This is a genomic window from Mesorhizobium calcicola (assembly GCF_042682105.1).
Lineage (GTDB): Bacteria > Pseudomonadota > Alphaproteobacteria > Rhizobiales > Rhizobiaceae > Mesorhizobium > Mesorhizobium calcicola.
The window spans coordinates 24,371-50,791 of sequence record NZ_JBHUGY010000033.1; the positions used below are offsets into that span (position 1 = coordinate 24,371).

Below are 26,421 nucleotides of genomic sequence, written 5' to 3' on the forward strand. Positions count from 1 at the left end.
GCGTTGAACGGCACGGGCTTTTGAGCAGGCTCGTTCCCAGTCGATGGGTATTCGGCAATATTTTGCCTAAAAACTCGGACAATGCTGAATGGGGAAAGGCCATGGCCAATCAGAGTGCTGTCGAGCAGGCAATCCTGGAACTGGTCAATCGCGCGCGGCTCGACCCCGCCGCAGAAGCCGCACGATACGGCATAGCCCTCAATGAGGGGGTTCCGTCTGAAGACACCATCTCCCCGGCGATGAAGCAACCGCTGGCAATGAACGACTTGCTGCTGAGCGCGGCGCGGGGTCATAGCCAGGATATGATCGACAGGGACTACTTCGCGCATGATGAACCAGGCGCGGGTGGGAGAGATCCATTCGAACGAATGACCGCCGCTGGCTATAACTGGGACTGGGCCGGCGAGAACATCGCGTATCAATCTACGCACGGCACGCTCACGCCGGAGATGACACTGCAGCTCCATCAACTTCTGTTTGTCGATCCGAACTACCCTGGCCGTGGCCACCGCGTCAATTTGATGAATCCGGACTTTCAGGAAGTTGGCGTCGGCCAGGCCCAGGGCGCCTATAAGACTGAGGGCGAGGCGACGATGCTGACCGAAGATTTCGGCCGTGCAGGCCCCAACCATCAGTTTCTCACCGGTGTCGCCTTCAACGACACCGTGACCGCCGACCAGTTCTATTCGATCGGCGAAGGGCGCGGCGGCATAACGGTCTCCGTTAGCGGCGGACCGAGCACGGCTAGCGGCAGCGCCGGCGGCTATTCCGAAGAGGTGGCGGCCGGTCTCAAAACCATCACGTTTGCCAGTGGCGACCAGGTGACGCCGGTGGTCCTCACCGCGACGATCGCGGCCGGCTTCAACGCCAAGATCGACCTGATGGGCCAATCGACCATCCGCACGTCGGTATCGGTGACAGCGGTGAACGGCATTTCGACCATTGTCGGACTTGGCACGAATGCCTTGGCGCTGATCGGCACCGACGGCACTCAAACGATACATGGTTCGTCGGGAAGCGACCTTCTGGACGGCAAGGCCGGCGCCGACACCATGCAAGGCGGCCTCGGCAACGACACCTACTATGTCGACAATGTCGGCGACCATGTCATCGACGTGATTGGCCAGGGCACCGACAATGTGCAGGCCTATGTCTCGTTCAACCTCTCCGGTCAGGAACTCGAAAACCTGCAGCTGCGCACCAGCGCCTCGATCAACGGCACCGGCAACTCCATTGCCAACATCATCAACGGCAATTCCGGCAACAACATCATCGACGGCCTTGGCGGCGCCGACACCATGAGCGGTGCTCAGGGCAACGATACCTATTATGTCGACAATGCCGGTGACCACGTCATCGAGACCATCGGCCAGGGCACCGACAATGTGCAGGCCTATGTCAGCTTCAACCTCTCCGGCCAGGAGCTCGAAAACCTGCAGCTGCGCACCAGCGCCTCGATCAACGGCACCGGCAATTCCATTGCCAACATCATCAATGGCAATTCCGGCAACAACATCATCGACGGCCTCGGCGGCGCCGACACGATGAGCGGTGCTCAGGGCAACGACACCTATTATGTCGACAATGCCGGCGACCATGTCATCGACGTGATTGGCCAGGGCACCGACAATGTGCAGGCCTATGTCAGCTTCAACCTTTCTGGCCAGGAGCTCGAAAACCTGCAGCTGCGCACCTCGGCTTCCATCAACGGCACCGGCAATTCGATCGCCAACGTCATCGCTGGTAACAGTGGCAACAACATCATCAACGGCCTCGGCGGCAACGACACGCTGTCCGGCGCACAGGGCAACGATGCCTTCGTCTTCACCACGGCGCTCAACGCCTCGACCAATGTCGACCACATCACCGACTTCTCGGTGGCCGAGGACGCCATGTGGGTCGATAATGCGATCTTTGCCGCACTTGGCGGCAACGGCACGCTGACGGCCGACCAGTTCATCAAGAACACCACCGGTCTTGCCGGAGACGGCAACGATCACATCATCTACGAGACCGACACCGGCTGGCTCACCTATGACAGCAACGGCAGCACCGCTGGAGGCTCCACCCATTTCGCCACGCTGGCGGCCAACCTGGCTCTGACAAACGCCGATTTCGTCGTGGTGTGAGGGAAGTCTGATCCAATAATGAGAAGCAGGAAGCCGCCCGGCTTCCTCAACGGCTCAGAACTTGTGACGCGCAAGAATTGCGACTGGATCGTTCAGATACTCGCAGGGGCAACGGACTAGTCGGCTCGTTCGCAACAACAAACCAATACCGTCAACGCGCGGCGGTACATACGGGAATTAAGCAGAATTTCAGCCTGTTAGTAAGAACCGCGTTGAACGCATGCACGACATAGAGTACCAATCCAGTGGGCTTTGGGCATAGGATTTCGAAAAACAATACTCCGCAATTGACCGTCGGCGCTCTGCTGCACGGAACGCGATAGTATATTTTCGGAAGGCGGTTGTGGCCGATCATGATGGCGGCAGGTATGGGTGGTCGTTGCCGTCACCCAGCCGAGAAATTTGAGACGGTGGCTTGATCAAAAACAGATCGGTTAACGGAAAAGTCTCATGGCTCGCAACCTTCGATACATAGGAGCTGTCGCCGTGGCATCCGTTGTGGGACCGCAGCCAGCAGATAGGCAGTCGGACAGGCGCAGGTTTTGAAACTCGCGCTCCACTGTGGATATTGAGCGGCACGGCCGCTGGAACGGCAAACGGGGAAGGCAATGCCAAACGTCACCGAAACAACCGATGCGGCAGCATCCACCGCCACGACCTACACCCTGGCAATCGGCCAGACAGCGACCGGCCATCTGTCTTCGGGCAGCGACCATGATTGGTACCGGGTCCATCTGGTTGCGGGTCAGACCTATACATTCGCAGAGGTCGGTGAAGGCGCACTCGACAACCGTGTCCCGGATACCTTCTTGGCTCTGATGGACGGATTCGGAAACCCGATCACGGCTGACGATAACAGTGGCCCAGCCTACAATTCGACGATTACCTACAAAGCCACGACCACGGGCGACTACTTCATCAATGCCGGCTCATCAGCGGATTGGTATGCGGGGCAGTATGGCGTTTCCGTGGTGAGCGGAACCCATGCTGGCTATGACGAATTGATGGGGGCCGGCGCGATCCTGACGCCCGAAAGCAGTTGGGCCGCAACGCCCGGGCAACCGGCGACCGTGACATGGGCTGCTCGTACGACGGACGCCGGTTGCGCGGACTCGCAAGGGTATGCTGCCCCCTTCAGCCAGTTGACTGCCGCGCAAGTCGCCGCCGTCCAGTCGGTGCTTGCCTTCTATTCGTCGGTCTGCGGACTGACTTTCACGCAAGTCAATCCCGGCGGCACTAGCAACAACGCGACGATGCTGTTTGGAAACTACACATCGAAGGACGACCCTGCAGGAGCCTACGCACAATACCCGGGAACGACGGCGCCGGGCGACATTTCCGGGGACGTGCATTTGAACACCGACGCCGTAGACACGGGAAGTCTGCCGATCGGCTCTTACAGCTACCAGACGATCCTGCACGAAACAGGCCACGCAATCGGCCTTTCGCATCCCGGCGATTACAATGCCGGGTCTGGAGATCCCACCTATGAAAACGACGCACAGTTCATCCAGGACAGCAACCAGTACTCCGTGATGAGCTATTTTTACGAGACCAACACCGGGGCATCGTACGGTGAGTCCTACCCCGACACGCTAATGTTGTATGACATTCTGGCTGTTCAGCAGCTCTACGGCGCCAATATGTCGACGCGCACGGGCAACACCGTCTATGGTTTTGGTTCCAATGCAGGGGACGTGTACAACTTCGCCATAAACACCTCGCCGGCAATCTGCATTTGGGACGCCGGCGGTACCGATACGCTGGATGCGTCCGGGTTCGGCCAGGCCCAAATCATCAATTTGGCGGCAGGCAGTTTCTCCGACATTGGCGGCTTCCTCCGCAATGTTTCGATCGCTTTCGGAGCGACAATCGAGAATGCCGTCGGCGGTTCCGGCGCTGACACGCTGATTGGCAATTCCGGCAACAACGTCCTGGATGGCCGTGGCGGCGCCGACACCATGCAAGGCGGCCTCGGCAGCGACACCTACTATGTCGACAATCTCGGCGACCATGTCATCGACGTGATCGGCCAGGGCACCGACAATGTGCAGGCCTATGTCAGCTTCAACCTTTCCGGCCAGGAGCTCGAAAATCTGCAGCTGCGCAGTGCAGCAAACATCAACGGCACCGGCAATTCGATCGCCAACATCATCAATGGCAATTCCGGCAACAACATCATCGACGGCCTTGGCGGCGCCGATACGATGAGCGGCGCACAGGGCAACGACACCTATTACGTCGACAATGCAGGCGACCACGTGATCGAAGGGCTTGGTGGCGGCACAGACAATGTGCAGGCCTATGTCAGCTTCAACATGGGTGGCCAGGATCTGGAGAACCTGCAGCTGCGCACCAGTGCCTCCATCAACGGCACCGGCAATTCCATCGCCAACATCATCAATGGCAATTCCGGCAACAACATCATCGACGGCCTTGGCGGCGCCGACACCATGAGCGGTGCTCAGGGCGATGACACCTATTATGTCGACAATGCCGGTGACCATGTCATCGACGTGATTGGCCATGGCACCGACAATGTGCAGGCCTATGTCTCGTTCAACCTCTCCGGCCAGGAGCTGGAAAACCTGCAACTGCGCAGTGCAGCGAACATCAACGGCACCGGCAATTCCATTGCCAACATCATCAATGGCAATAGTGGCAACAACATCATCGACGGCCTCGGCGGCGCCGACACGATGAGCGGTGCACAGGGCAACGACACCTATTACGTGGACAATGTCGGCGACCATGTCATCGACGTGATTGGCCAGGGCATCGACAATGTGCAGGCCTATGTCAGCTTCAACCTTTCTGGCCAGGAGCTCGAAAACCTGCAGCTGCGCAGTTCGGCGTCAATCAACGGCACCGGTAACTCGATTGCCAACGTCATCGGCGGCAACAGCGGCAACAACATCATCAATGGCCTTGGCGGCAACGACACGCTGAGCGGCAGCACCGGCCAGGACACCTTCGTCTTCACCACAGCGCTCAACGCCTCGACCAATGTCGATACCATCACCGACTTCTCGGTGGCCGACGACACCATCTGGGTCGACAATGCGATCTTCGCAGCGCTTGGCGGCAACGGGACGCTGACCGCCGACCAGTTCATCAAGAACACCACCGGATTTGCCGGCGACGGCAACGATCACATCGTTTACGAGACAGACACCGGCTGGCTCTACTATGACAGCAACGGCAGTGTGGCGGGCGGCTCAACCCATTTCGCCACCCTCGCCGCCAACCTGGCGGTTACCAACGCCGATTTCGTTGTGGTCTGAACGGTAAGCGGGGCTCATGGCAATTCAGATACAGAACCGTGGCGGCTCCCGGCTGGCCCCAACAGGCCTGTCCGCGCCCAGCCGGGCGCTGAGGTCGTGCGTCGCGGCACTGGTTTGCGTTGCGCTATTCTCCGGAATGATCAACCTGCTTGGTCTGACCGGCTCGCTCTACATGCTTCAGGTCTATGACCGCGTCCTGCCTTCGCACAGCATCCCAACCCTGACAGTGCTCTCGATCGCCATGGCCGGGCTTTATATCGCCTATGGTTTGCTTGATCTCCTGCGGCTCAGGCTGCTTGCACGGATCGGCAGGCGTTTCGATACAAGCCTGCAACCCGCTGTCTTTGCTCTCTCAGTCTCGCTCCCTCTCAGATCCGGCCAGGAAGGCACGCGGCTTCAGCCGATCGGCGATCTCGACCAGATACGCAGCTTCATCTCGGGATCGGGGCCGACGGCATTCTTCGATTTGCCTTGGCTCCCCTTCTATCTGGTCGGCATCTTTTTCCTCCATCCGCTGCTTGGAGCGCTTGCGACAGCCGGGGCGATCGTGAGCGTGTTGCTGACCCTGGTCGCCGAGGGCTTAAGCCGCGGGCCCGCCAAACGAGCGATGGAATCGTCCATTTCCCGCAAGCAGCTTTCCGATGCCGGGCGCCGGAATGCAGAGGTGGTCCGTGCGCTTGGCATGGGACCTCGTATCAGCCGTCTCTGGCAGGATCGGAGCGAAGCGTATCTTGCCAATCAGCTGCGCATTACCGATGTCGTCGGCGCCACCGGAACCGTGTCGCGCACGTGGCGGATGATCCTGCAATCGCTGATGCTTGGACTTGGCGCTTACCTCGTGATCGAAGGCGAAGCATCGCCTGGCGTCATGATCGCGACTTCGATCATGCTCGCCAGGGCGCTGTCGCCCGTCGATCTCGTCATTGCCAACTGGCGCCCGTGGATTTCCGCCAGACAGAGCTATGCGCGGCTCAAACAGATGCTGCGCACCGCCGATGCACAAGCAGCGCCTCTGACGCTTCCGCGGCCTCGCGAGACGCTGTCGGTCGAGGCTATTTCGGTCGGTGCTCCCGGCCAGCAAAAACCAATCATCCAGAATGTCACGTTCTCCTTGCAGGCGGGAGCCGGGCTGGGCGTCATCGGGGCAAGCGCGTCAGGCAAGTCCACGCTGGCGCGCGCGCTCGTCGGTGCATGGACCCCTCTTCGCGGCACTGTGCGTCTTGATGCGGCCGCACTTGACCAATTCGATGAAGAGGCACTTGGACGCGACATCGGCTACCTGCCGCAGGACATCGAATTGTTCGAGGGTACAGTTGCCGAGAACATCAACCGTTTCGACGCCAATGCGAGCGGGGATGCCGTCGTCGCGGCGGCCGAAGCCGCCGGGGTCAAACAGATGATCCTTCGGCTGAGCGACGGCTTCCAGACGCGTATCGGCGAAGGCGGCTCGGCGCTTTCCGGAGGCCAGCGTCAGATGGTCGGGCTGGCGCGGGCATTGTATGGCGACCCGTTCCTCGTCGTTCTCGACGAGCCGAATTCCAATCTGGACGGCGAAGGCGACATCGCCCTCGGCACCGCCATAAGGGGCGTGCGCGATCGAGGTGGCATCGTCGTCGTCATCGCGCATCGGCCTGCGGCGCTGGCGAATATCGATACCGTGCTGGTCATGGCCGGCGGAACGGTACAGGCGATGGGACCGCGTGACGAGGTGCTGGCGAAGATGACGCGCCCAGCCAATGTGCGGACGGAGCAGAACCCGGGCGGCGAGCGTGCACCAACAGTCGTGACTTTGCATGACAGGCGGCCATGATGAGCCTCCCGTCCATGCAAATGCCCCTCTTTCAGACGCCCTCCTTTCAAACGCTTGAGTGAGGCCGCCATGGCGCTATCGCACCCAGCAACCCTGCCCGCATTGCAACGCCCGTCGATGCGCAACGACGGAGTTCGATCGACCATCGGATCCGGCCTTGTCGTTGTCGCGGCACTTGTCGGCGGCATTGGCATCTGGGCCGGGACGACATCCCTTGCCGGTGCGGTTATCGCCAGCGGAACGGTGGTGGTGGAATCGAATGTGAAGAAGGTGCAGGAGCAGATTGGCGGAACCGTCAGCGAAATCCTTGTGCGAAATGGCGACAAGGTTACCGCCGGCCAAGTCCTGGTTCGCTTCGACGATACGGTGGCCCGCGCAAATCTCGGTATCGTCGGCCAACAGCTGGATCGCGCGCGGCTGCAGATGAGCCGCCTGGAGGCAGAGTCCATTGGCCGCGACGAGATGATCATCCCCGACGATCTGTCCGCCCGGGCCAGCGATCCCGCGATGGCGATCCTGATCGCGGGTGAAAACGCGCTGCATCGAAGCAACATGACGCTTCTGGAAAGCCAGAAGGCGCAGCTTGGGACCCGCAACGATCAATATCGCGAACAGATCGAAGGCCTCAAAGCCCAGCGCGCCGCGGCCCAGGAAGCCCTTGACCTTGCGACCAACGACCTCGCCATCATCCAGGATCTCTACGCCAAGAGGTTCGCATCGCTGGATCGCCTGACCGCTTTGAAGACGCAGACGATCCAGCAAAAGGGCGAGGCCGGAAGGCTTCTGGCCGCGATCGCCGAAGTAGAAGGGCGCATCAGCGAGAACGCGCTGGCCAGGATCCAGCTCGACAACGACTTTCGCAAAAGCGCCAATTCCGATCTGCGCGAGGCCGAAGGCAAGGAGGCCGAACTGGTCGAGCGCAAGCAGGTGGCCAAAGACCAGCTGGGCCATATGACGATAAAGGCCCCGCAATCAGGCGTCGTACAGGAACTTGCGATCCACACGGTTGGCGGCGTTGTTGCCTCTGGCGAAATCATGATGCTGATCGTGCCGCAGGCGGACGATCTGGTGATCGATGCCCAGGTTCCGCCCATGCGCATCGACGATGTCAGCCTTGGCCAGCCAGTCGTCATCCGCTTCTCGGCCTTCGACCGCAACACCACACCGGAGTGTCATGGAACGGTGGACCGGATCTCCCCCGATCTGGTCAAGGACGCAGCCAACAAGACTGCCTATTACGAGGCCCGTATCAACATTTCCGACGAGGCGACCTGCCTGAAAACGGCAAACCGGCTCATACCGGGCATGCCTGCCGAATTGCACATCCAGACCGGTGACCGCACGGTCTGGTCCTATCTGATGAAACCCATCACCGATCAGCTCTCCCGGGCCTTCAGGGAATAATCGCCCCAAGATCGGACTATCCCGGACTATCGGTTACGCCAGAACAGTTCGCATTTGTTAGGCGGTCCGGCCCCGATAGAAGACCGAACCCAACTATTCCGCGGCCGGCTCTAAATTAAAGAGATAGAGCATGATGTCGTCCGAAAACCGCTTCACACTTTTCGGCATCATGCTCTGGCGCAGACGCTTCTGCTCGTGAACGGGCCTATCCCTGTCCTGTCAGGAGGGACTGGCGTCTGCCCTGCGGCCGTTTTTCAAAGACGACAATGCTGTCGTAGACACAGATTGAATCTGTGGCATCGGTGAAGGCGTTCGCCGGCAAGGCGCCGCGCGCGTGATGTGCGTTGATCTCGTCGAGCTTTCCCTTGGCGAATTCCATGAACGATCCCGGCTTGCGCAGCCCTCCACCATAGTCGTCCCAATAGCTCGTATGCGTGTCCTCGACGAAGTAAACCCCGTTCGGCTGCACGTGATGGTAGAGGTGCTCGAATGTCGCGATGACATGATCCATCATGTGGCTGCCATCATCGATGACGATGTCGATCGGGCCATATTTCTCGACGATCCGATCGAGAAGTTGAGGGTCGTCCTGACTGCCAATGAAGACCTCAACCCCTTCGGACTCGTGCGCCTTGCAGGCAGGATCGATGTCGATTCCGACGATCCGCGCGCCCTCGCCGAAATAGGCCCGCCACATCTCGAGCGATCCTCCCTTGTAGACGCCGACTTCAACGACGACCGGCTTCCGGTTTCTGAACCGTTGGAAGTGGCGTTCGTAAACGTCGAAATAGTGCAGCCACTTGTACATCTCCTTGCCGCTGTTGTTCAAAAAGTACTGGTGCAGGAACCCGCCCATTGTAGCCTCCCCAGATTCGCGATCTGCCACCGCAAGCTGCCTTGATTTGTGATTGCCAACGAGGTTGGCTCTGAGCCGCGCAAATACCGGCTCCCATTCGTTTGGGACCAGGCATAGCGCTTCGCCAAGGTTTGCCTCGATCTCGGAAAACGCCATGTTTGCAAAGCGTTTGCCCGCGTCGGCGATCCATGAACGATCGTATCTGCCCTTGCCAAACCCGGATACGACGGTGAGCCCGGTCCAGGGCGTGGCAATGGTGAACACGTCGAGGTCGGGGCGCAGCGCCTTGAGCGCCGGAACCAATTTCCAGACATCGCCGGTGTGGAATTGCGTTGTCGGCGGAACCGTTTGCGTCGCTTCGTCCAGGGCCGCGGTGTCGTGTACGAGCAGAACCGAGCCGGCGTCGCAGTAGCGCTCGAGGTTCGCAAAATCGCGCAACACCTGGTCGAAAGTGTGCAGACCGTCGATGAAGCCGACACCCACCGGGCGGCCGGCAAGCAAGGCGTCCGCTCCGCCACGATCAAAAAAGGCGTCACTCGTCTCCGGAAAAATGTGCGTTTGCGCGTTGAGCGCCACCGTGGCACGAGGATTGGGATCGATGCCTATTGCAAGGGTTGGAGCCTTGATCCTGGAAAGCGATACGCCGTCATGGACCCCTATCTCCACCACGACAGCGGGCTTCAATTCTGTGTAGAGACGCTCCAGCCAGTCGCAACAGGAAGGCCCCGGCATCCGCATGCTGGCCAGGCCGGTATGGGCGCCCTCGCTATCGCCGGCAAGCGTCAGTGCGTGGCGGTATTGAACCTCAGCCGTTTCGTTCTCGCCGATAGCACGGTGCGCGTCGCCGATCGCCGTGAAATACGTGGCATCTCGAACCGGATTGTACCGCGAAAGAATGCCGGCGGACAAAAGGAGGCGTGACGCCGCAAGCTCGGCAGGTGCATGGCTGCTTGCCATACGAGCGATGTCTGCCGCCGCATGGTAGTTCCCGCGCTCGAACTGGGTCTTGGCCAGCTCGATGAGTGTTGCAGCTGCCCTGTTCGTCGGCGTGGGTTCTTCCGATGGCTCCAATTGCGCCCTGAAGCCCGCGGCCACGGCTGGCCCGACGCCGTGTGGAGACGCAATCATGGCGCGGGCAAGGTGCGGCACAACCGCTGCAGGCAGCGATCCCACGAACGCTGATGGCGTGTGAAAGGTAAAGTCCCCGCGCCCCCTCAAGGCATCCCTTTCGGCTTTCCAGAGGTACCAGTTCTTGGGCTGCTCGACGCCTGCGTTGGTGGCCACGCCACCATGCAGCTGATGAAATGTCGCCTCTCCCAGAGTGAGGATGAGCTTTGCCCGCGGCAGCTCCATCGCACGTTCGAGCGTATCGATGTTGACGAGGCCGCCACCCGGATAGCTGAAGCGCTCATCCATGCCATCCATCGCCTGCCAACTTTCCCGGCTCATGAACAGAGCATTGGCTTCGGATATCGGCGAGAACCATGGATCGACCGACGACTCATCCATCGTCCCGATCTCGAACAACCGATAACCATCTTCCGGCCATCGGATCGATTGCAAAAGCGAATCCTCGACGGCCTTTGTATAGCCATTGCCATGCGCATTCACCTGGATGTCGCTGCCAAGATACCAGCCAGGCGCGGCCACGACTGCCGTCGGAGCCATCTCCAGGCCGATGCGAGCGAAATTCACCAACCCGGGCGTCACGATCCGTGCGCCGTCGATCATCACGCCGATCTTGTCCCCCCTCGCTTGCTTGATGCCGCGATTGACGGCGGCCGCGGGCGAGGGTGATGCGTCATCGATGCGCAGCAGACGAAAGTTCGGCCCACAGTCCGCGACCAGGTCCTCGCCAACGGCCGGTGATGATCCATTGTCGACGACGATGACTTCGTAGTCGTCCGTCGTCACACCCTGCTGATAGGGCGATGCGAGCGAAAACAAGGTTCGCGGCAGTTCTCGGGGAATGTTGTAAGCGACAACAACAACGGACAGGATGTTCGTTTTCATTGTGCTTCCGGGGCTCAGTTGTCAGCCGTTGGCTTTTGCCACCAACCGCCTGTCCAGTCTATCTCGTGGATCTCCGACGTGATGTGGTTGCGCGCGCGGTAGTCCTCGACCGCCCACCTGCATGGCGGAAACGCAAGGTCATCGATGATCACGAAACCGCCGGGCGACAGTCTTGGATAAAGCGCTTCGAGGCTGTCCATTGTCGACTCATACATGTCGCCATCCAGGCGAATCAAGGCGAATGGACCAGCTTTCAGGCCCGGCAAGGTGTCCCCAAACAGGCCTTTGACGAAGACCACCTGGTCATCCAGGAGATCATAGGCGGCAAAGTTGGATTCGACCTGTGCCTGATCGATCGCCAACTGGCGGTATTCGTGCAGTCTGTGACCTTGGTCGGCCGGAAAATTCTCGGGGTCCGGCGGTGGCAAGCCATCGAATGAATCCGCAACGTACACCTTCCTGTCCTTGATCCCGTTGGCGGCCAGCACGCCTCTCATGAGGATACAGCAGCCACCGCGCCAGACGCCGGTCTCGATGAAATCCCCGGGTACGTTCTCATCGATGGCGCGCTGGACGAGATCGCGCACATTTGTCAGGCGCCTGACGCCTGCCATCGAATGAGCAACCGTCGGCCAATCGCGACCCAGGAGGCGATCTTCGGGATTGAAGGGGGTCGACTCTCCCATTTTCGAGGCATCGATCACCTGCGAACCAGAGCCGTAGATTGTATTGGCGATGATCTTGATCAGGAGATCTGTATAGAGGCGGTTCATCGGCGACCTTTCAAGGCGTCATAGTTCCGTATCGAAATACGCTGTTGCGGACATTTAGCTGAAGTGCAACAGAATTTGCACGATTCGACCCGTGGCGCCGTGCAAGCGAGCTGCAAACTATTTTTCCAACGGAGCCCCTGAATGCTAACCGCCAATCAAGCGATGGGCATGATCGAGACGCTCGACATCGCCGTTTTCCAGGTCCATATTGGAGCCACGCTCAGTGACCGCACAAGCTTCCTGCGCGTGCAGAATTTCGTTCGATCGACGCTTGGCCGCTACGTCTACCTCGAGGTTGGCTCGGATGTCGGCGGCAGCCTGTTGCCGCACCTGATCGATCCGGCCTGTGAGGCGGCGATATCGGTCGATCTGCGGCCAGCGACCCAGCCCGACGAACGTGCCGAGGTTTTTCACTACCCCGACAACACCGCGGCTCGCATGATCGCCGTGCTGTCGGATAAGCTTCCGCCAGCGGCAATCGCCAAACTGACCACAATCGATAGCGACGTCTCCGATGTGCGTCCCGAGGCGATCGAGCCCAGGGCGACGCTCGCGCTGATCGACGCGGAGCACACGAACACGGCCTGTTTTTCGGACTTTGTCGGTGTTCTGCCGCTTATGAATCCGGACTGCATCGTTTCTTTCCACGACGCCAACCTGATCGCGGACGCGATTGTCAATGCGGAGCGCGTTCTCGATCATCTCGGCATCGCGCACGAGACGGTGTTCCTTCCAGACACCGTGGCCGTAATGGGCCTCGGCAAGCTTGCGTCCGCCGTTCGCGATCAACTCCAGCCTCACGCTTTGGACCGCGAGACTTACCTGGACCGATCGCGACGGTACCGATGGGCTCACATAGCCTATGTGCATTCGCCCCAAATCCATGCCGAACTGGAGCATCTGCGCTCGGAAAATTCGCGGCTGGTCGAGGAGATTGAACGCGCGCGAAGGGCGAGCCTGGACGCACAGGCTCGCCAGGACGCCATCACGTCCAGCACGACCTGGCGTGCATCCGCGCCAGTAAGGGCGGTGGTCGATCGCATCAAACGCGGCTTTGCGCGCTGAAGTACGGGATCAGCCGCTTTCCGCGAACGACGCGCAACATTCGTCGCCATGCGGTCGGAGCCCGCCTGCCAGGAGCATTGGTGGAGACGGCTTCAGCCTTTGGAAAGGGAGATGTGGTTCTGATCAGGAGCCGAAGCGCAAGCTGCGCGCTGGCGAAGCACGGGCGTTAGAGGCGGGCGAATGGATATCTTTGGTTTCAAGGCGCTGTTGATCAGCGCGCTGATCTTCATTCCGTTCGAACATCTTTTTGCCGAGCGGGCGCAGAAGATCTTCCGCAAGGGCTTGGCTGTCGATCTGATCTATGTGCTGTTCAACGGCTTCATCATAAAGACGGCCATCGTCATGATGGCGGCCGGTGCCCTAGGCGTCGCTGCAATCCTTGTCCCGCAATCGATAACGCAAGCCGTCAGTGGTCAGCCGATCTGGCTGCAGGTTGCGGAAATCATCCTCATCACCGATATCGGCGTCTACTGGGCACATCGGGCCTTCCATAATATCCCTGCGCTTTGGAAGTTCCATGCCGTTCACCACGGCATTGACGAGTTGGACTGGCTCGGTGCTTTCCACTCTCACCCGATCGACATCATCGTCACAAAGGCAATATCGCTGACGCCGATCTTTTTCCTTGGCTTCTCCGAAGCCTCGATCGCCATCTTTTCGATGATCTACTTTTGGCACACGCTGCTTGTTCATTCGAACGTGCGGGTATCGTTCGGCCCTTTGAAGTGGCTGATCGCCAGCCCGCAGTTCCATCGCTGGCACCATGCCAACCAGCGCGAAGCCTATGACAAGAACTTCGCCGGGCAGTTGCCCTTCCTTGACGTCATGTTCGGCACCTATAATGCCACCGGCAACAAGGTGCCGGAGAAGTACGGCGTCGATGATCCGATCCCCTCCACTTATTTCGGTCAAACCGGCTATCCGCTCCTGCCCCGCAGGAAGCTGTCGAGCCGAGCAGCGCCGAGCACCGAGGCTGGCGGCTGACATCGACGTGTCGTAGCGCCGCAGCGCCGGAAAGCTTTTTATCGCCGAATCGGCTAAGCCTTTGAGGCATGAACGAGACCTCACTCTATGCGCCGGTGAAGCGGTTCCTCGAAGGCCTGGACTTTATCGTCAAGGGCGAGATCGGTGGCTGCGACATCGTCGCGCTGCGCGACGGCGAGCCGCCCATTGTCGTCATCTGCGAGTTGAAGCTGCAGTTCAATCTCGAACTGGTGCTGCAAGGGGTCGACCGTGCGACGGCCTGCGACGAGGTGTGGCTGGCCGCGCGCATGTCGGCCCGGGGCAAGGGACGCGAAGGCGATGCGCGGTTTCGCAATCTTTGCCGCCGGCTTGGTTTCGGCCTGCTTGGCGTGACCGCGACTGACCGGGTCGAAGTGCTTCTCAGCCCGATCGCCGTGGCGCCGCGCAAGAATGCGCGCCGGCGCTCTCGCCTGGTCGACGAGCACCAGCGCCGTAGCGGCGATCCTGTCGCGGGCGGAGGATCGCGCAATCCGATCATGACCGCCTATCGCCAGAGCGCCCTCGCCTGCGCTGCCGCCATGGTCGATGGACCGAAGCGCCCGCGTGATCTGAAGTCGCTGACGCCGATCGCGCCGAAAATCCTGCAGCACAATGTCTATGGCTGGTTCGCGCGTGTCGACCGCGGCCTCTACGATCTCACGGATGCCGGCCGTGCCTCGTTGGTCCGTTGGCCGCAGGCATCGCACGATGAACCTCGACACGTAATTTTGAACGCGCCGGCCGTCTGATTGAGGGTTCCCGCGGGGTCCGAGGCGATCCGCTTGGTTGATTTCTCCGACAGAATATGCTGCTTCTCCCGCCCATGAAGAAGCTCTGCATGACCGCCCTGGCGTCCGTGACATTGAGTTTTCCAGCCAACGCAATGGACAATGCATTGCGCGCCGGCTTGATGAAACTCGATCCCCAAACCCGTCTTGAACAGCGTTGTGACGCCGAAGTGCTCGACCGGATCACCCACGACGACCGCAAGTTCAAAGCGGATCGCGTCGTCGCCTATGCCTTCGCGACCCCCGAGATGGGCCCAGATGCGATCAGAAGCCCGGGTGCTGCGTTTCGCAGCAAGGGGCAATGGTATCGGCTGAAATTCAAGTGCCAGACGGCGCCCGACCATATGGAAGTTTTGCAGCTCCGCTACCGGATCGGCGACGAGATTCCGGAAGCCGATTGGTCAAAGTATAATCTCTACGATTGATTTGTTGCCGGCCGTGCCCGGCTGTCGGCGGGTGCAGCGGACCCTTTGATCCGGCCTCGGCGTAAAGATGGTTTGGTGACGTCGTCCCGAGTGATCCCTTGACGCCAACGGACCACCAAGTTAGGGCCGTCTGAATAATCGACGTACACTCGGCAAACCAGCAAGGGCCTCCGGTCGATGGACATTTTCAGCGCTGCCAGCCTGACGGCCCTGCTCCAGGTCATCGCCATCGACCTCGTGCTTGCCGGCGACAATGCGATCGTCATCGGCCTTGCGGCGGCCGGCTTGCCGGCCGAACAGCGCAAGAAGGCGATCCTCGTCGGTGTGCTGGCGGCAACGGTGCTGCGCATCGGTTTTGCCGCCGTGACCGTCAAGCTGCTGGCGGTGGTCGGCCTGCTGCTCGCCGGCGGCATCTTGCTGCTGTGGGTCTGCTGGAAGATGTACCGCGAGCTGCGCACGTCCCAAGCCGATGAGCTGGAGGCGACCGAGGCGCTGTCGAACGCGGATCTCAACAGCGACAAGAAGGTGGCCGGCAAGGCAAAGCGCAAGACGCTCGGCCAGGCGGCATTGCAGATTGTCGTCGCCGACGTATCGATGTCGCTCGACAACGTGCTGGCGGTCGCCGGTGCCGCGCGCGATCATTTCCCGGTGCTGGTCATCGGGCTGGTGCTGTCGATCGCGCTGATGGGTCTCGCCGCGACCTTCATTGCCAAGCTGCTGCACCGCCACCGCTGGATCGCCTATATCGGCCTGCTGATCATCCTCTATGTGGCGGTGGACATGGTCTATCGTGGTGCCATGGAAGTCTGGCCGCACGTGAACAACGCGGTCAGCTGAGGCGCCTGCCCGCCGCTTCTTCGATCCGGAAAGCGTGTTCCGAAGCGCAAGCCGTGCGTATTGCCGCATCGAAGGCGTGCCCATACCAATGCCGCAATAAGTGTGGTACTGCGCCGGCAATCCTGAAAAGCCCGGAAAGCCTCTATGTCCGCTCCTCGCGTGAGTTTTGTCAGTCTTGGATGCCCGAAAGCCCTTGTGGATTCGGAACGCATCATCACGCGCCTGCGCGCCGAGGGCTACGAGATCGCACGCAAGCATGACGGCGCCGACCTTGTCGTGGTCAACACCTGCGGCTTTCTCGATTCCGCCCGCGACGAGTCGCTCAACGCCATCGGCTCCGCGCTTTCGGAAAACGGCAGGGTCATCGTCACCGGCTGCCTTGGCGCCGAGCCGGATGTCATCCGCGAAAAGCACCCCAACGTGCTGGCGATCACCGGGCCGCAGGCCTATGAGAGCGTGATGGCCGCAGTGCACGAGGCGGCGCCGCCGAGCCACGATCCCTATGTCGACCTGCTGCCGCCGCAGGGCGTCAAGCTGACCCCGCGCCACTATGCCTATCTCAAGATTTCGGAAGGTTGCAACAACCGCTGCACCTTCTGCATCATCCCGGCGCTGCGTGGCGACCTCGTCTCGCGGCCGGCGGCCGATGTGCTGCGCGAAGCCGAGAAACTGGCCAAGGCCGGCGTCAAGGAGCTCCTCGTCATCTCGCAGGACACCAGCGCGTACGGCATCGACATCAAGTACCAGACGAGCATGTTCGGCGACCGCGAAGTGCGAGCGAAATTCCTCGATCTCTCCGAGGAACTGGGCAAGCTCGGCATCTGGGTGCGCATGCACTATGTCTACCCCTACCCGCATGTCGCCGACGTCATCCCGCTGATGGCCGAGGGCAAGATCCTTCCCTATTTGGACATCCCGTTCCAGCATGCTTCGCCGCAGGTGCTTAAGAACATGCGCCGGCCCGCCCATGGCGAAAAGACGCTCGAGCGCATCCGCGGTTGGCGCGAGGTCTGCCCGGATCTCGCCATCCGCTCGACCTTCATCGTCGGTTTTCCCGGCGAAACGGACGACGATTTCGAAATGCTGCTCGACTGGCTGGACGAGGCCAGGATCGACCGCGCCGGCTGCTTCAAATACGAGCCGGTCCGGGGCGCCCGCTCCAACGACCTCGGTCTCGAACAGGTTCCGCAGGAGATCAAGGAAGCGCGTTGGCACCGTTTCATGCAGCGCCAGCAGAAGATTTCGGTGACGCAGCTGGCCAAGAAGGTCGGCAAGCGCCTGCCGGTGCTGATCGATGAAGCGCACGGCACATCGGCAAAGGGCCGCACCAAATACGACGCGCCCGAAATCGACGGCTCGGTGCATATCCAGTCGCGCCGTCCGTTGCGTGCCGGCGACATCGTCACCGTCAAGATCGACCGCGCCGACGCCTATGACCTCTACGGGTCGGCGGTGTAGATCAGCACTACGGCGCACCGTTCAGGTTGAACAGTGTCTGAACTTTTTCGCTTATCTTGGCCTCCACATTGAGATGGCCGAAGATGTTGGGGTGCATTGCGCCTGAAGGAATGCCGCCGGATTTGCGGCCGCTGCCGTCTGGATTTGGTACGAAATCGGTCGGGATAAGCCCCTGCTTTTCCTGCGATTCAGGATAGATTTGAAACCAGCGCCCTGGTGCGCAGAATCCGTGACCAAGCGCGGTCTGCTGTGTCTCCACAACAGTCCAGCCAAGGTCGGCCGCCGAGCGGCGTAACGTATCGTTCAGCGGGGACAGCAGTCTGTGTTCCGCCCATTCAGCACTTGCCTTGCGAATGCCGATGGCCAGGAAGGTTCCGGCCACGCCGAGGAAATTTTCGCCCCCGGCGATACTGGCCTTGCGCCAGTCGCAATACAGGATCCTTTTCTTCACCTGGTATGTTAACGGATTTGGGTATGTGACGAGTAGGACATTGCTTGGTGACGCCGGCATCAATCCGCGCCGCTTGAGCTCGGCGCTGATTTTCGAAAGATTGCTTTCGACGACGTCGAGACCGGACTTGATGCCTTGCCCAACGGCTTCCTCACATGCTTTTGGCTTGCAGCCGGTGACGAGTTTCGTGACGACATTGGTGAAGCCGATATCATTGACCCCAATGTAGATCACAATGGCGTCTGGCGCGCGGCAAGGCTTGCCGGGAGCGCAGAGAAGCGCTTGCAATTGCTGCAACTGGCTGGAGATGTCTCGCGGTGCCGGGGTTTGCGCCGTATTGAAATGAGCCGGCTGGCCGATCATCGCACGGGTAAAACCCTTGAATTGCTCGGCAGTAGTGCTGGTGTCCATGTTGCCGCCAGTATTCCACCATTCGGCCTGGAGCTGCTTCGCGGTCTCCCGGCCGTAGTATGGATCGAGGACGCCTTCCGATGTTTCGGCCCCGGAACACGCAAAGGTCGCAAGCGTGAACGATGCATGCTGGAACTTGTCCGCCAAATAGGCGGAGAGCAGGCCGGATGACGAAAACAGCGATCGGTGACAAGGCGGATCGAGCCACATTGCCGGTCGGTTCCGCAAATAGTTGCCACCCTCGCCGACGATAAATGTGTGCGGGTTGCCTTCACCTGAGCCGAAGGAATCGCCAAGCACCGCAATGAGATAATCGTTGACGGAGATTTCCTGGGCGCCTGTCTGCGGAATACGCTGCGCCTGTTGGTCGCCGCGCACGATATCGACAGCAATCTGGTGCTCACCAAGCGTGACGGGCGTCAAAAAGCCTTGGCAGGATGCACGAGTGGCAACCTTGTTGGCATCGATCCACCAATCGCAGACGCTATGGCCAATAGTGGTGCGCTCCCGGGCGGAACCTGCTGTCAGCCCGAGCCGGACTTCCCGAACTTCGGCGCTGCGATCCCTTGCAATGTAGCCACTGTCGTAGGCATAGGTGACGGGGTTCCAACGGGTCCGGAACTGCCGATTTGTTGGAGCGGGATATTGCGACTTCGTTCTGCACGTGGAGAGGTCGGTTGTCCGAATGGGTCTGCTGTCCTTGAAACGCCGTGGATCGCAAGCTGCAGCCTTCGCAGCCCGCCCAAGATAGTTTTTCAGCGTGACGAGATAGCGTTGCTCCTCTGCTTCGTCGCTCAAAATTCTATTGCGGTTGACAATGGACCAAACGATGGATGGTTGCTCTACCGCGTTGGCCGGTGCCGCCAAAAGTACGGAAGCAAAAATCAGGAACAATTGGTGGAATTTCATTTCCTATCCCTTCCCTTGCTTTATGAAAACGGACTTTCAATTTCTTTGCGATAAAGACACAATCGAAATCTTGGTAAAGCAAGTGAATGCAGCGAAATTTCTGGTGAATATCATACTGCATTCCGAATAGCGGCGACTTGTCGTCGATCGATCCGCATGCCGTGGCTGCGACCTCGCCGATCCAGGCCGCCAATTTCTCTCAAGCGAGATCGTTTGCCGCATTTACTACGTCAAGCGATAGTTCGGGCCCTTTAACCCGCTCCGCCACGATCCGCATTATGGTTTCGCGACCGTAAATGCGGGAATTCGGATGAACACCAGACCTGCCGGGCAGGATTATATCGCGACGCTGGACCTGCTCAGGCTGGCAGCGGCGCTGGCCGTTGTGTTCTTCCACTATTTCTTTCGTGGCGCTGCCGCCGAAGACTTTCTCGCCGAGGGATATCCGCTTGCCGCACCGTTCGCCATCCATGGCTATCTCGGCGTCAATCTGTTCTTTCTGATCAGCGGCTTCGTCATTGCCTGGTCGGCGGAAAACCGCAGCTGGGACCAGTTTGCCATCGCGCGTTTCGTTCGCCTCTATCCGGGTTTCCTGCTCTGCATGACGATCACCTTCGCGATCGTCGTGCTTGCCGGCGCACCGCTGCTTCCGGCCTCCTTCGTCCAATATGCCGCCAATCTGTCGATGTTCGCGCCCGCCTTCGGCCAATCCTTCATGGATGGCGTCTACTGGTCGATCGTTCTTGAGCTGGTCTTCTACGGTTGGGTGACGCTGGCCCTGTTCACCGGGCACTTTCAGAAGCGCAAGCTGGAATTGATCTGCATCTGGCTGGCGATCTCGGCCTTGAACGAATTCTTCCTCGGCAGCGGCGCGGCAAGGCTGCTGTTCATCACCGAGTTCGGCCCATTCTTCGCCGCGGGCGTTTTGGTCCACCATCTCCATGCGCATGGCCGTTCGCTGCCGGCCTTGCTGCTGCTTGCTGCCGCGTTCCTGATCTCATGCGGCACGCTGTCCGTGACGCAGCACTGGATGCTGGACCACTACGGCATTGCCGTTTCGTCGGCCAATCTCGTCGGCGCCAATGTCGTCATGCACGCGGCCTTGATCGGCGCGGTCCTGTTGCGCCATCGCGTGCGGTCATCCGCGCTCACCCTGGCGCTGGGCGGGCTGACCTATCCGCTCTACCTGCTGCACCAGAACATCGGCTATCTCGCCATCAATGCCGCGGCACCCCTGGTCGGCAAATGGCTTGCCGCCCTTGGCTGCATCGCGCTCATGCTCTTTGTCTCGTGGGCGATCTGGCGCACCTGCGAACGAGCCGCGCAGCGGCTGCTCAGGATTTGGCTCGGCCGCGCGGTCGATGTCGGGCTGGCGGGATTTCGCCGCACCCAAGCCGGGCCGCAACCCGCCGAATGAAAAAGGGCGCCGCGCGGCGCCCTTTCCTTGTTGTATCCCGCGCCGCTTACTGCGGCAACTTGTCGTCGACACCCTTCACGTAGAAGTTCATGCCGAGCAGCGTGCCGTCATCGGCAACCTCGCCATCCTTCAGCCACGGCGTGCCGTCCTGCTTGGCGATCGGTCCGGTGAAGGGGTTCCAGCCGCCGGCGATCTTCTTTTCGGTGGCTTCCGCCATCGCCTTCACGTCGTCGGGCATGTTGGTGAAGGGCGCGAGCTTGACCGCGCCGTCCTTGATGCCGAGCCAGACATTGTCCGGCTTCCACGTGCCGTCCAGCGCTGCCTGGACGCGGCTGATGTAGTACGGACCCCATTCGTCGGTGAGCGAGGTCAGCTGCGCGTTCGGCGCGAACTTGATCATGTCGGACGACTGGCCGAAGCCGTGCAGCTTGCGCTCTTCCGCCACCTGCAGGGCAGCGGTCGAATCGGTGTGCTGGACGATGATGTCGGCGCCCTGGTCGAACAGCGCCTTGGCGGCGTCGGCTTCCTTGCCCGGATCGAACCACGAGTTCACCCAGACGATCTTGGCCTTGAAGTTCGGGTTGACCGACTGGGCGCCAAGCATGAAGGAATTGATGCCCATCACCACTTCGGGGATCGGGAAGGAAACGATGTAGCCGGCGACGCCGGCCTTCGATTCCTTGGCGGCGATCTGTCCGAGCACATAGCGGCCTTCATAGAAACGCGCATTGTAGATGCCGAGATTGTCACCGGTCTTGTAGCCGGTCGCGTGCTCGAACATCACCTTGGGGAATTTCTTGGCGACCTTCACTTCCGGGTCCATGAAGCCGAAGGAGGTGCCGAAGATGATGTTGCAGCCTTCGCGCGCCAGACGCTCGAAAGCACGGTCGGCGTCGGGGCCCTCGGAGACGTTCTCCAGATAGGCGGTTTCGACCTTGTCGCCGAGCGCCTTCTCCACCTCGAGACGGCCCTGGTCGTGCTGGTAGGAATAGCCGAAATCGCCGATCGGGCCGGTGTAGACCCAGCAGGCTTTCAATTTATCGGCGGCCTCCGCGGACGCTGCCAGCGAAAATGCCGCTGTTGTCGTCATCAGGGCAATAAGCAGTTTTTTCATCGTGTTACCTCTCTGTGTTAAGCCTTGGAGCTTCCCGTTTGTTTTTATTGTCAACGATCCGGAACGAATGGCTGCCCCAAGGAAGCCGGCGTGTTCATCATCGTCAGACGCTTGTTGCGCGAGATTAGAACGAGAACCACGACAGTTGCCAGATAGGGCAGCGAAGAAAGAAACTGCGAAGGCACCGGAATGCCAAAAGCCTGTGCATGAAGCTGGCCGATCCACACGGCGCCGAAGATGTAGGCGCCGGCCAGAACCCGCCATGGCCGCCACGACGCGAACACCACCAGCGCCAGCGCGATCCAGCCGCGGCCGGCGGTCATGTTCTCGACCCATTGCGGCGTGTAGACCAGCGACAGATGGCCGCCGGCGAGACCGGCGCAGGCGCCGCCAAAGATCACCGCGAGATAGCGGTAGCGGATCACGTGGATGCCCAGTGCATGGGCCGACGTATGGCTGTCGCCGATCGAGCGCAGCGTCAGCCCGGTCCGCGTCTTGAACAGGAACCACATGACGGCTGCGGTCAGGACGATCGAGATGTAGAAGATCGGGTCCTGGCCGAACAGCAGCCTGCCGATGACAGGGATCGAAGTCACGCCGGGAATGTCAAGGTTGGGCAGCCTTTCGCCGGGCTGGCCGACAAAATTCGCCCCCATCATGCCCGAAAGGCCAAGCCCGAGCAGCGTCAGCGACAGGCCGGTGGCCACCTGGTTGGTGGCCAGCGACAGCGTCATCACGGCAAACAGCAGTGAGAACACCGCGCCCATGGCGATTGCCGCCAGAAGGCCGATCCAGGGCGATCCCGTGAGATAGCTGGCGCCGAAGCCGCCGACGGCGCCCATGATCATCATGCCTTCGACGCCGAGATTGAGCACACCGGAGCGCTCGACCACCAATTCGCCGATCGCCGCTATCAATAGCGGCGTTGCTGCGGTGGCTATGGTCAGAAGGATGTTTACGGTGATGTCCATCAACGGGCTTCCTTCAACTTTGGCGCGGCTTCGAGTTTCGCCGTGCCTTCCGGTTTGGTCAGCGCCAGGCCGATCAGACGAATGCGGTAGTGAATGAGCGTGTCGCAGCCGAGCACGAAGAACAGCAGCATGCCCTGGAACACCCGCGCCACCTTGTCGGAGATGCCGAGCGCGCTTTGCACCGCTTCACCACCGAGATAGGTCAGCGCCAGCACCAGGCCGGCGGCGACGATGCCAAGTGGGTTGAGGCGGCCAAGGAATGCCACGATGATGGCGGTGAAGCCGTAGCCGGGCGAAATGACCGGTTGCAGCTGGCCGATGGCGCCGGAGACTTCCGAGATGCCGGCAAGGCCGGCCAGCGCACCCGAAAGCAGGAAGGCGAAGAACACCATGCGGTTGAGGCCGAAGCCGGCGAAACGCCCTGCCCGCGGGCTTGAGCCAAGCACGCGCACCTCAAAACCCTTCAGCATGCGGCTCATCAGCATCCAGATCAGCACTGCGGCCACCAGCGCGAAGACAAATCCCCAGTTCGCCCGTCCGGCATCCGGCATCAGTTCCGGCAATATGGCCGAGTCGCCGAACTGAATGGTCTGCGGGAAACCATGGCCCTGTGGATCGCGCCACGGTCCGCGCACCAGCCAGTCGAGGAAGAGCTGGGCGACATAGACCAGCATCAGGCTGGTCAGGATCTCGTTGGTGCCGAAGCGCGTCTTGAGCAAGGCCGGGATCGCCGCATAGGCGGCGCCGCCGACCATGCCGAGCAACAGCATCAGCGGCAGCACCAGCGGCCCTTCGAACTGCGGATACAGCACCGGAATGAGAGAGAAGGAGAGGAAGAAGAGAGGGGGGACAGTGGAGTTGATAAAAACAGGTAACCCGTAAGCGGTAGATTATAGGAACGGAAATCCAATCAAAAATCGGGGATTAGGAAATGTTGACAGGAGTTAATATAACAAAGGGGCCGGTTTGCAAGTGGCGCACGGTTGACTGAATACCCTAACTGTAAAATTGGGAGGGTAGAATTCCAGAAAAAAAAAATGTAGTAATAATCGTTCGAAGGTTTATATTTCAACAAGCACCGCCTGTAACTCCCCCCACCCAAGGTCCTCAAACTCTTTCCGACCGGCATTGTTTTGGACAACCGGTGAAATACTACATAGGGAGCAGAAATCAACTCGAAGTAAAAAAGACAACAAAAACATGGCAAAATCAAAGAAAAAACCAAAAAAGGGTCTCCACACGTTGGAACACCTACTCCCCTAACGTAGTTATAGGCGTACACACTGTCCCGAGTTCCATCAAAGCACGCGTGGTAGCCCCGCAACAATTTATGAATCCAACAGACAAATTTTCATTGCGTATTCTCAGTGAAACTCACAAATTTATTTCTTTTTATTTTAATAAGTGTGGCCCGAGTGTGCAACAAAAATCATCGTTTATAAATCTTTAATTTGCTTCTTGCATTAAATATTTTAATTTGTATCTCTCTTGCAACTAAATCTCTCTTTGTCAATACCCACAATTTAGACCCTTATCACCCCCCCACCCCCAACCCAAAATAGTTGAAGAAAATAACACACAAAGAATTAAATCATTTTATATAATGTTAACAAATAAATATACTGCCTTCAACCAAAAAATAAAATGAAAAGTCATATAGAACAAGATGTATCTGATTTTATATTTTTCTAACAAATTTAGCGTAAGAAAAATATTGAATGTTGGTGTCCAGGTGGCACCACCGAACAAAAACGTAGATAATGAATATACCAATGGTAGTAGAGATTCGTGTTAAAAAAATATAATAATAGATAAATTTAAAAAGACAACAACAGTTTTAATTTTTGCCCCCGCTCCAAGAGGGCTAGGCAGGTAACCACGTTTTGAAGGCAAAGGGTGGATAATGTATGAAGGGTTTTTTTTAAGAGCGGCATCTAGATTTAGCTAAGAGGTTGAAGGGGGCCCAGAGATGGAGATGGGGCAAGACCAGCAAGATAAAAAACGGCAAGAGAACACTCAGACAGGGCAATCGGTACGGTGTCAGGTGCCAAGTACAAATGCAGAACGCAAATCTTCCCCAAGTTTGATGGGCCTGCATTGCCCTGTTCGACTACTGGGTCGTTTTAAGACAGCGACAAAATACAGACCCGATCTCTGTAAAGATCAAACACGCCTGAGACACAAAAAACTACACGGCACTTAGAGCCGACGTATTGCAAGCCAGGCTCCCGCGTCGTGGTCCTCCCAGTCGCCGGAATAACGACGACAAGAGCAGTAGTTGAACAAATCTTAGGGTCACACCGAGACGGATCATGACCCGCCGGGCCGAAGCACAGGCCCCCCTCACCTGCTCGGGCCCCCCCCCCGCCGTCGCGTTCCGTTTACCGAGAACGATAGCGGATCAGAAATTAAACAATGAATATCATATATTAGCCCAAGCCGGTAGATAAACTCGATCGTCGTTCGACAAACGCGGCGTATTAGGTGTAAAGGAAACAGCTAAATAACTGGACATGAGTTAAAAGGTCTGAATAAATCACCCAACTGAAGTATAGAAAAGAAAGAATGTAAACTGGGAAACGAACATCTGTAAGGCATACACAACAAGGGCCTCGCTAAGAACGTGATTCCATGTAAAATTCTTAAAAGAGGTGAGGAGAAGAGAACTATAGCACCTGAAGAGTGGATGGACCACTCCCGACCTTCCTGAACAAGCAAAGAACCATACATTAGGGGCTTTCTGGGGCATGGATAATATGTTCTAAGAGGAGTGTTAAAGAAAACCTCACAAACGAGGCGAGAAGTCAAAACAAAAAAACGACGACGGATTGCACCCGCGAGTGCGAGTTAAAAACATGGAAAAGGCCGACCGCGAAGGATAGGTAAAAGAGAAGACAGCACGACAACGAGCCGTGGGGCAAAGTACTGGAATCCAAGTGCTCCACGGTGCCCACCATGAACACGGAGTATATTCAGGGTGGAACCCGGGAGGTTTTCGCGATGAACGTCTGCTCCTCAGAACGGGAAGCTCTGAATGGATAACAAAAGGGTGAACGACAGGAAATCACACGACAAATGTGGGACCCCCTCGGCGCCCCGTCGAAGGCTAGGGGGACGCGGCTATACTTCGGTCAATACCGGAAAAGAGCGGTGATCTACAAAAATGTCCACCATGGAGTTAGAAAGAACATCACGCGCATGCAACCTAAGTAAAAGACAAGAGGAGACCGCCGCGCATGCTTAGCCTCAACCTGCGTCGTTACGACACGAGCTGGACATGGCGCAAACAAACATAAACGCAGAC

Annotated in this window: 16 protein-coding genes and 2 pseudogenes; 11 read left to right on the forward strand and 7 right to left on the reverse strand. The window is 59.0% G+C overall.

The genetic code is table 11. From position 1 onward, the window contains the following. Positions 1-101 precede the first annotated feature (101 nt). The 4 genes from ACFSQT_RS22400 to ACFSQT_RS22415 all read left to right on the forward strand — a co-directional run bounded on the left by ACFSQT_RS22400 (position 102) and on the right by ACFSQT_RS22415 (position 8,627). On the forward strand, positions 102-2,129 hold the full coding sequence (locus tag ACFSQT_RS22400; protein ID WP_379022213.1) for a CAP domain-containing protein: 2,028 nt from the start codon (positions 102-104) through the stop codon (positions 2,127-2,129). Positions 2,130-2,737: 608 nt separating this feature from the next. After that, positions 2,738-5,413 carry a M10 family metallopeptidase C-terminal domain-containing protein gene (locus ACFSQT_RS22405; RefSeq protein ID WP_379022215.1) on the forward strand — a complete coding sequence of 892 codons (2,676 nt, stop codon included), beginning with the start codon at positions 2,738-2,740 and terminating at the stop codon, positions 5,411-5,413. 16 nt (positions 5,414-5,429) lie between these two features. Then, positions 5,430-7,223: a type I secretion system permease/ATPase gene (locus tag ACFSQT_RS22410; protein ID WP_379022217.1), complete on the forward strand. Its 1,794-nt coding sequence runs from the start codon at positions 5,430-5,432 to the stop codon at positions 7,221-7,223. A 69-nt stretch (positions 7,224-7,292) separates the two neighbouring features. Next, the gene (locus ACFSQT_RS22415; protein ID WP_379022219.1) at positions 7,293-8,627 is read left to right on the forward strand and encodes an HlyD family type I secretion periplasmic adaptor subunit; all 1,335 of its coding nucleotides are present in this window, start codon (positions 7,293-7,295) and stop codon (positions 8,625-8,627) included. A gap of 205 nt (positions 8,628-8,832) precedes the next feature. Here the strand turns inward: ACFSQT_RS22415 and ACFSQT_RS22420 are convergent, their stop codons facing one another. From ACFSQT_RS22420 to ACFSQT_RS22430, 3 genes and pseudogenes are all read right to left on the reverse strand, one after another. After that, complete coding sequence (locus tag ACFSQT_RS22420; RefSeq protein ID WP_379022245.1) at positions 8,833-11,214, reverse strand: class I SAM-dependent methyltransferase; 2,382 nt, start codon at positions 11,212-11,214, stop codon at positions 8,833-8,835. A gap of 9 nt (positions 11,215-11,223) precedes the next feature. Further along, a pseudogene (locus ACFSQT_RS22425) lies at positions 11,224-11,496 on the reverse strand (glycosyltransferase family 2 protein); the annotation flags it as partial. A 14-nt stretch (positions 11,497-11,510) separates the two neighbouring features. Next, on the reverse strand, positions 11,511-12,269 hold the full coding sequence (locus ACFSQT_RS22430; RefSeq protein ID WP_379022221.1) for a TylF/MycF/NovP-related O-methyltransferase: 759 nt from the start codon (positions 12,267-12,269) through the stop codon (positions 11,511-11,513). Positions 12,270-12,410: 141 nt separating this feature from the next. Between ACFSQT_RS22430 and ACFSQT_RS22435 the strand changes: the two genes are divergently transcribed. The 6 genes from ACFSQT_RS22435 (at position 12,411) to rimO (ending at position 17,844) form a co-directional block, all read left to right on the forward strand. Beyond that, positions 12,411-13,334 (forward strand): class I SAM-dependent methyltransferase, encoded by a 924-nt coding sequence (locus ACFSQT_RS22435; protein WP_379022223.1) that lies wholly within the window; start codon positions 12,411-12,413, stop codon positions 13,332-13,334. A gap of 180 nt (positions 13,335-13,514) precedes the next feature. Next, positions 13,515-14,318, forward strand: coding sequence for a sterol desaturase family protein (locus ACFSQT_RS22440; RefSeq protein WP_379022225.1), 804 nt, complete (start codon positions 13,515-13,517; stop codon positions 14,316-14,318). Positions 14,319-14,386: 68 nt separating this feature from the next. After that, positions 14,387-15,085 (forward strand): DUF2161 domain-containing phosphodiesterase, encoded by a 699-nt coding sequence (locus ACFSQT_RS22445; protein ID WP_379022227.1) that lies wholly within the window; start codon positions 14,387-14,389, stop codon positions 15,083-15,085. Positions 15,086-15,141: 56 nt separating this feature from the next. Continuing rightward, a complete protein-coding gene (locus ACFSQT_RS22450) occupies positions 15,142-15,549 on the forward strand; it encodes a DUF930 domain-containing protein (protein ID WP_379022229.1) in 408 nt (135 codons plus the stop codon). A 177-nt stretch (positions 15,550-15,726) separates the two neighbouring features. Then, complete coding sequence (locus ACFSQT_RS22455) at positions 15,727-16,386, forward strand: TerC family protein (RefSeq protein WP_379022231.1); 660 nt, start codon at positions 15,727-15,729, stop codon at positions 16,384-16,386. Positions 16,387-16,530: 144 nt separating this feature from the next. Further along, positions 16,531-17,844, forward strand: coding sequence for a 30S ribosomal protein S12 methylthiotransferase RimO (rimO, locus tag ACFSQT_RS22460; RefSeq protein WP_379022233.1), 1,314 nt, complete (start codon positions 16,531-16,533; stop codon positions 17,842-17,844). A 7-nt stretch (positions 17,845-17,851) separates the two neighbouring features. Here the strand turns inward: rimO and ACFSQT_RS22465 are convergent, their stop codons facing one another. Continuing rightward, positions 17,852-19,615 carry an SGNH/GDSL hydrolase family protein gene (locus ACFSQT_RS22465; RefSeq protein ID WP_379022235.1) on the reverse strand — a complete coding sequence of 588 codons (1,764 nt, stop codon included), beginning with the start codon at positions 19,613-19,615 and terminating at the stop codon, positions 17,852-17,854. Positions 19,616-19,925: 310 nt separating this feature from the next. Here ACFSQT_RS22465 and ACFSQT_RS22470 point away from each other — a divergent pair, with 310 nt between their 5' ends. After that, positions 19,926-21,032 (forward strand): acyltransferase family protein, encoded by a 1,107-nt coding sequence (locus ACFSQT_RS22470; protein WP_379022237.1) that lies wholly within the window; start codon positions 19,926-19,928, stop codon positions 21,030-21,032. Positions 21,033-21,078: 46 nt separating this feature from the next. Here the strand turns inward: ACFSQT_RS22470 and ACFSQT_RS22475 are convergent, their stop codons facing one another. The 3 genes and pseudogenes from ACFSQT_RS22475 to ACFSQT_RS22485 all read right to left on the reverse strand — a co-directional run. After that, positions 21,079-22,146 carry a BMP family ABC transporter substrate-binding protein gene (locus tag ACFSQT_RS22475; protein WP_379022239.1) on the reverse strand — a complete coding sequence of 356 codons (1,068 nt, stop codon included), beginning with the start codon at positions 22,144-22,146 and terminating at the stop codon, positions 21,079-21,081. Between the two features lie 50 nt (positions 22,147-22,196). Continuing rightward, entirely contained in the window at positions 22,197-23,117 is a 921-nt protein-coding gene (locus tag ACFSQT_RS22480) for an ABC transporter permease (RefSeq protein ID WP_379022241.1), read from the reverse strand. Beyond that, a pseudogene (locus ACFSQT_RS22485) lies at positions 23,117-23,941 on the reverse strand (ABC transporter permease); the annotation flags it as partial. The pseudogene ACFSQT_RS22485 and the gene ACFSQT_RS22480, both read right to left, overlap by 1 nt. Positions 23,942-26,421 lie beyond the last annotated feature (2,480 nt).

What these genes read in the sequence shown, in the direction of transcription:
- ACFSQT_RS22400 (WP_379022213.1), top strand. Translation starts at nt 102, where the DNA reads ATGGCCAATCAGAGTGCTGTCGAGCAGGCAATCCTGGAACTGGTCAAT.
- ACFSQT_RS22405 (WP_379022215.1), top strand. Translation starts at nt 2,738, where the DNA reads ATGCCAAACGTCACCGAAACAACCGATGCGGCAGCATCCACCGCCACG.
- ACFSQT_RS22410 (WP_379022217.1), top strand. Translation starts at nt 5,430, where the DNA reads ATGGCAATTCAGATACAGAACCGTGGCGGCTCCCGGCTGGCCCCAACA.
- ACFSQT_RS22415 (WP_379022219.1), top strand. Translation starts at nt 7,293, where the DNA reads ATGGCGCTATCGCACCCAGCAACCCTGCCCGCATTGCAACGCCCGTCG.
- ACFSQT_RS22420 (WP_379022245.1), bottom strand. Translation starts at nt 11,214, where the DNA reads ATGATCGACGGCGCACGGATCGTGACGCCCGGGTTGGTGAATTTCGCT.
- ACFSQT_RS22430 (WP_379022221.1), bottom strand. Translation starts at nt 12,269, where the DNA reads ATGAACCGCCTCTATACAGATCTCCTGATCAAGATCATCGCCAATACA.
- ACFSQT_RS22435 (WP_379022223.1), top strand. Translation starts at nt 12,411, where the DNA reads ATGCTAACCGCCAATCAAGCGATGGGCATGATCGAGACGCTCGACATC.
- ACFSQT_RS22440 (WP_379022225.1), top strand. Translation starts at nt 13,515, where the DNA reads ATGGATATCTTTGGTTTCAAGGCGCTGTTGATCAGCGCGCTGATCTTC.
- ACFSQT_RS22445 (WP_379022227.1), top strand. Translation starts at nt 14,387, where the DNA reads ATGAACGAGACCTCACTCTATGCGCCGGTGAAGCGGTTCCTCGAAGGC.
- ACFSQT_RS22450 (WP_379022229.1), top strand. Translation starts at nt 15,142, where the DNA reads ATGCTGCTTCTCCCGCCCATGAAGAAGCTCTGCATGACCGCCCTGGCG.
- ACFSQT_RS22455 (WP_379022231.1), top strand. Translation starts at nt 15,727, where the DNA reads ATGGACATTTTCAGCGCTGCCAGCCTGACGGCCCTGCTCCAGGTCATC.
- rimO (WP_379022233.1), top strand. Translation starts at nt 16,531, where the DNA reads ATGTCCGCTCCTCGCGTGAGTTTTGTCAGTCTTGGATGCCCGAAAGCC.
- ACFSQT_RS22465 (WP_379022235.1), bottom strand. Translation starts at nt 19,615, where the DNA reads ATGAAATTCCACCAATTGTTCCTGATTTTTGCTTCCGTACTTTTGGCG.
- ACFSQT_RS22470 (WP_379022237.1), top strand. Translation starts at nt 19,926, where the DNA reads ATGAACACCAGACCTGCCGGGCAGGATTATATCGCGACGCTGGACCTG.
- ACFSQT_RS22475 (WP_379022239.1), bottom strand. Translation starts at nt 22,146, where the DNA reads ATGAAAAAACTGCTTATTGCCCTGATGACGACAACAGCGGCATTTTCG.
- ACFSQT_RS22480 (WP_379022241.1), bottom strand. Translation starts at nt 23,117, where the DNA reads ATGGACATCACCGTAAACATCCTTCTGACCATAGCCACCGCAGCAACG.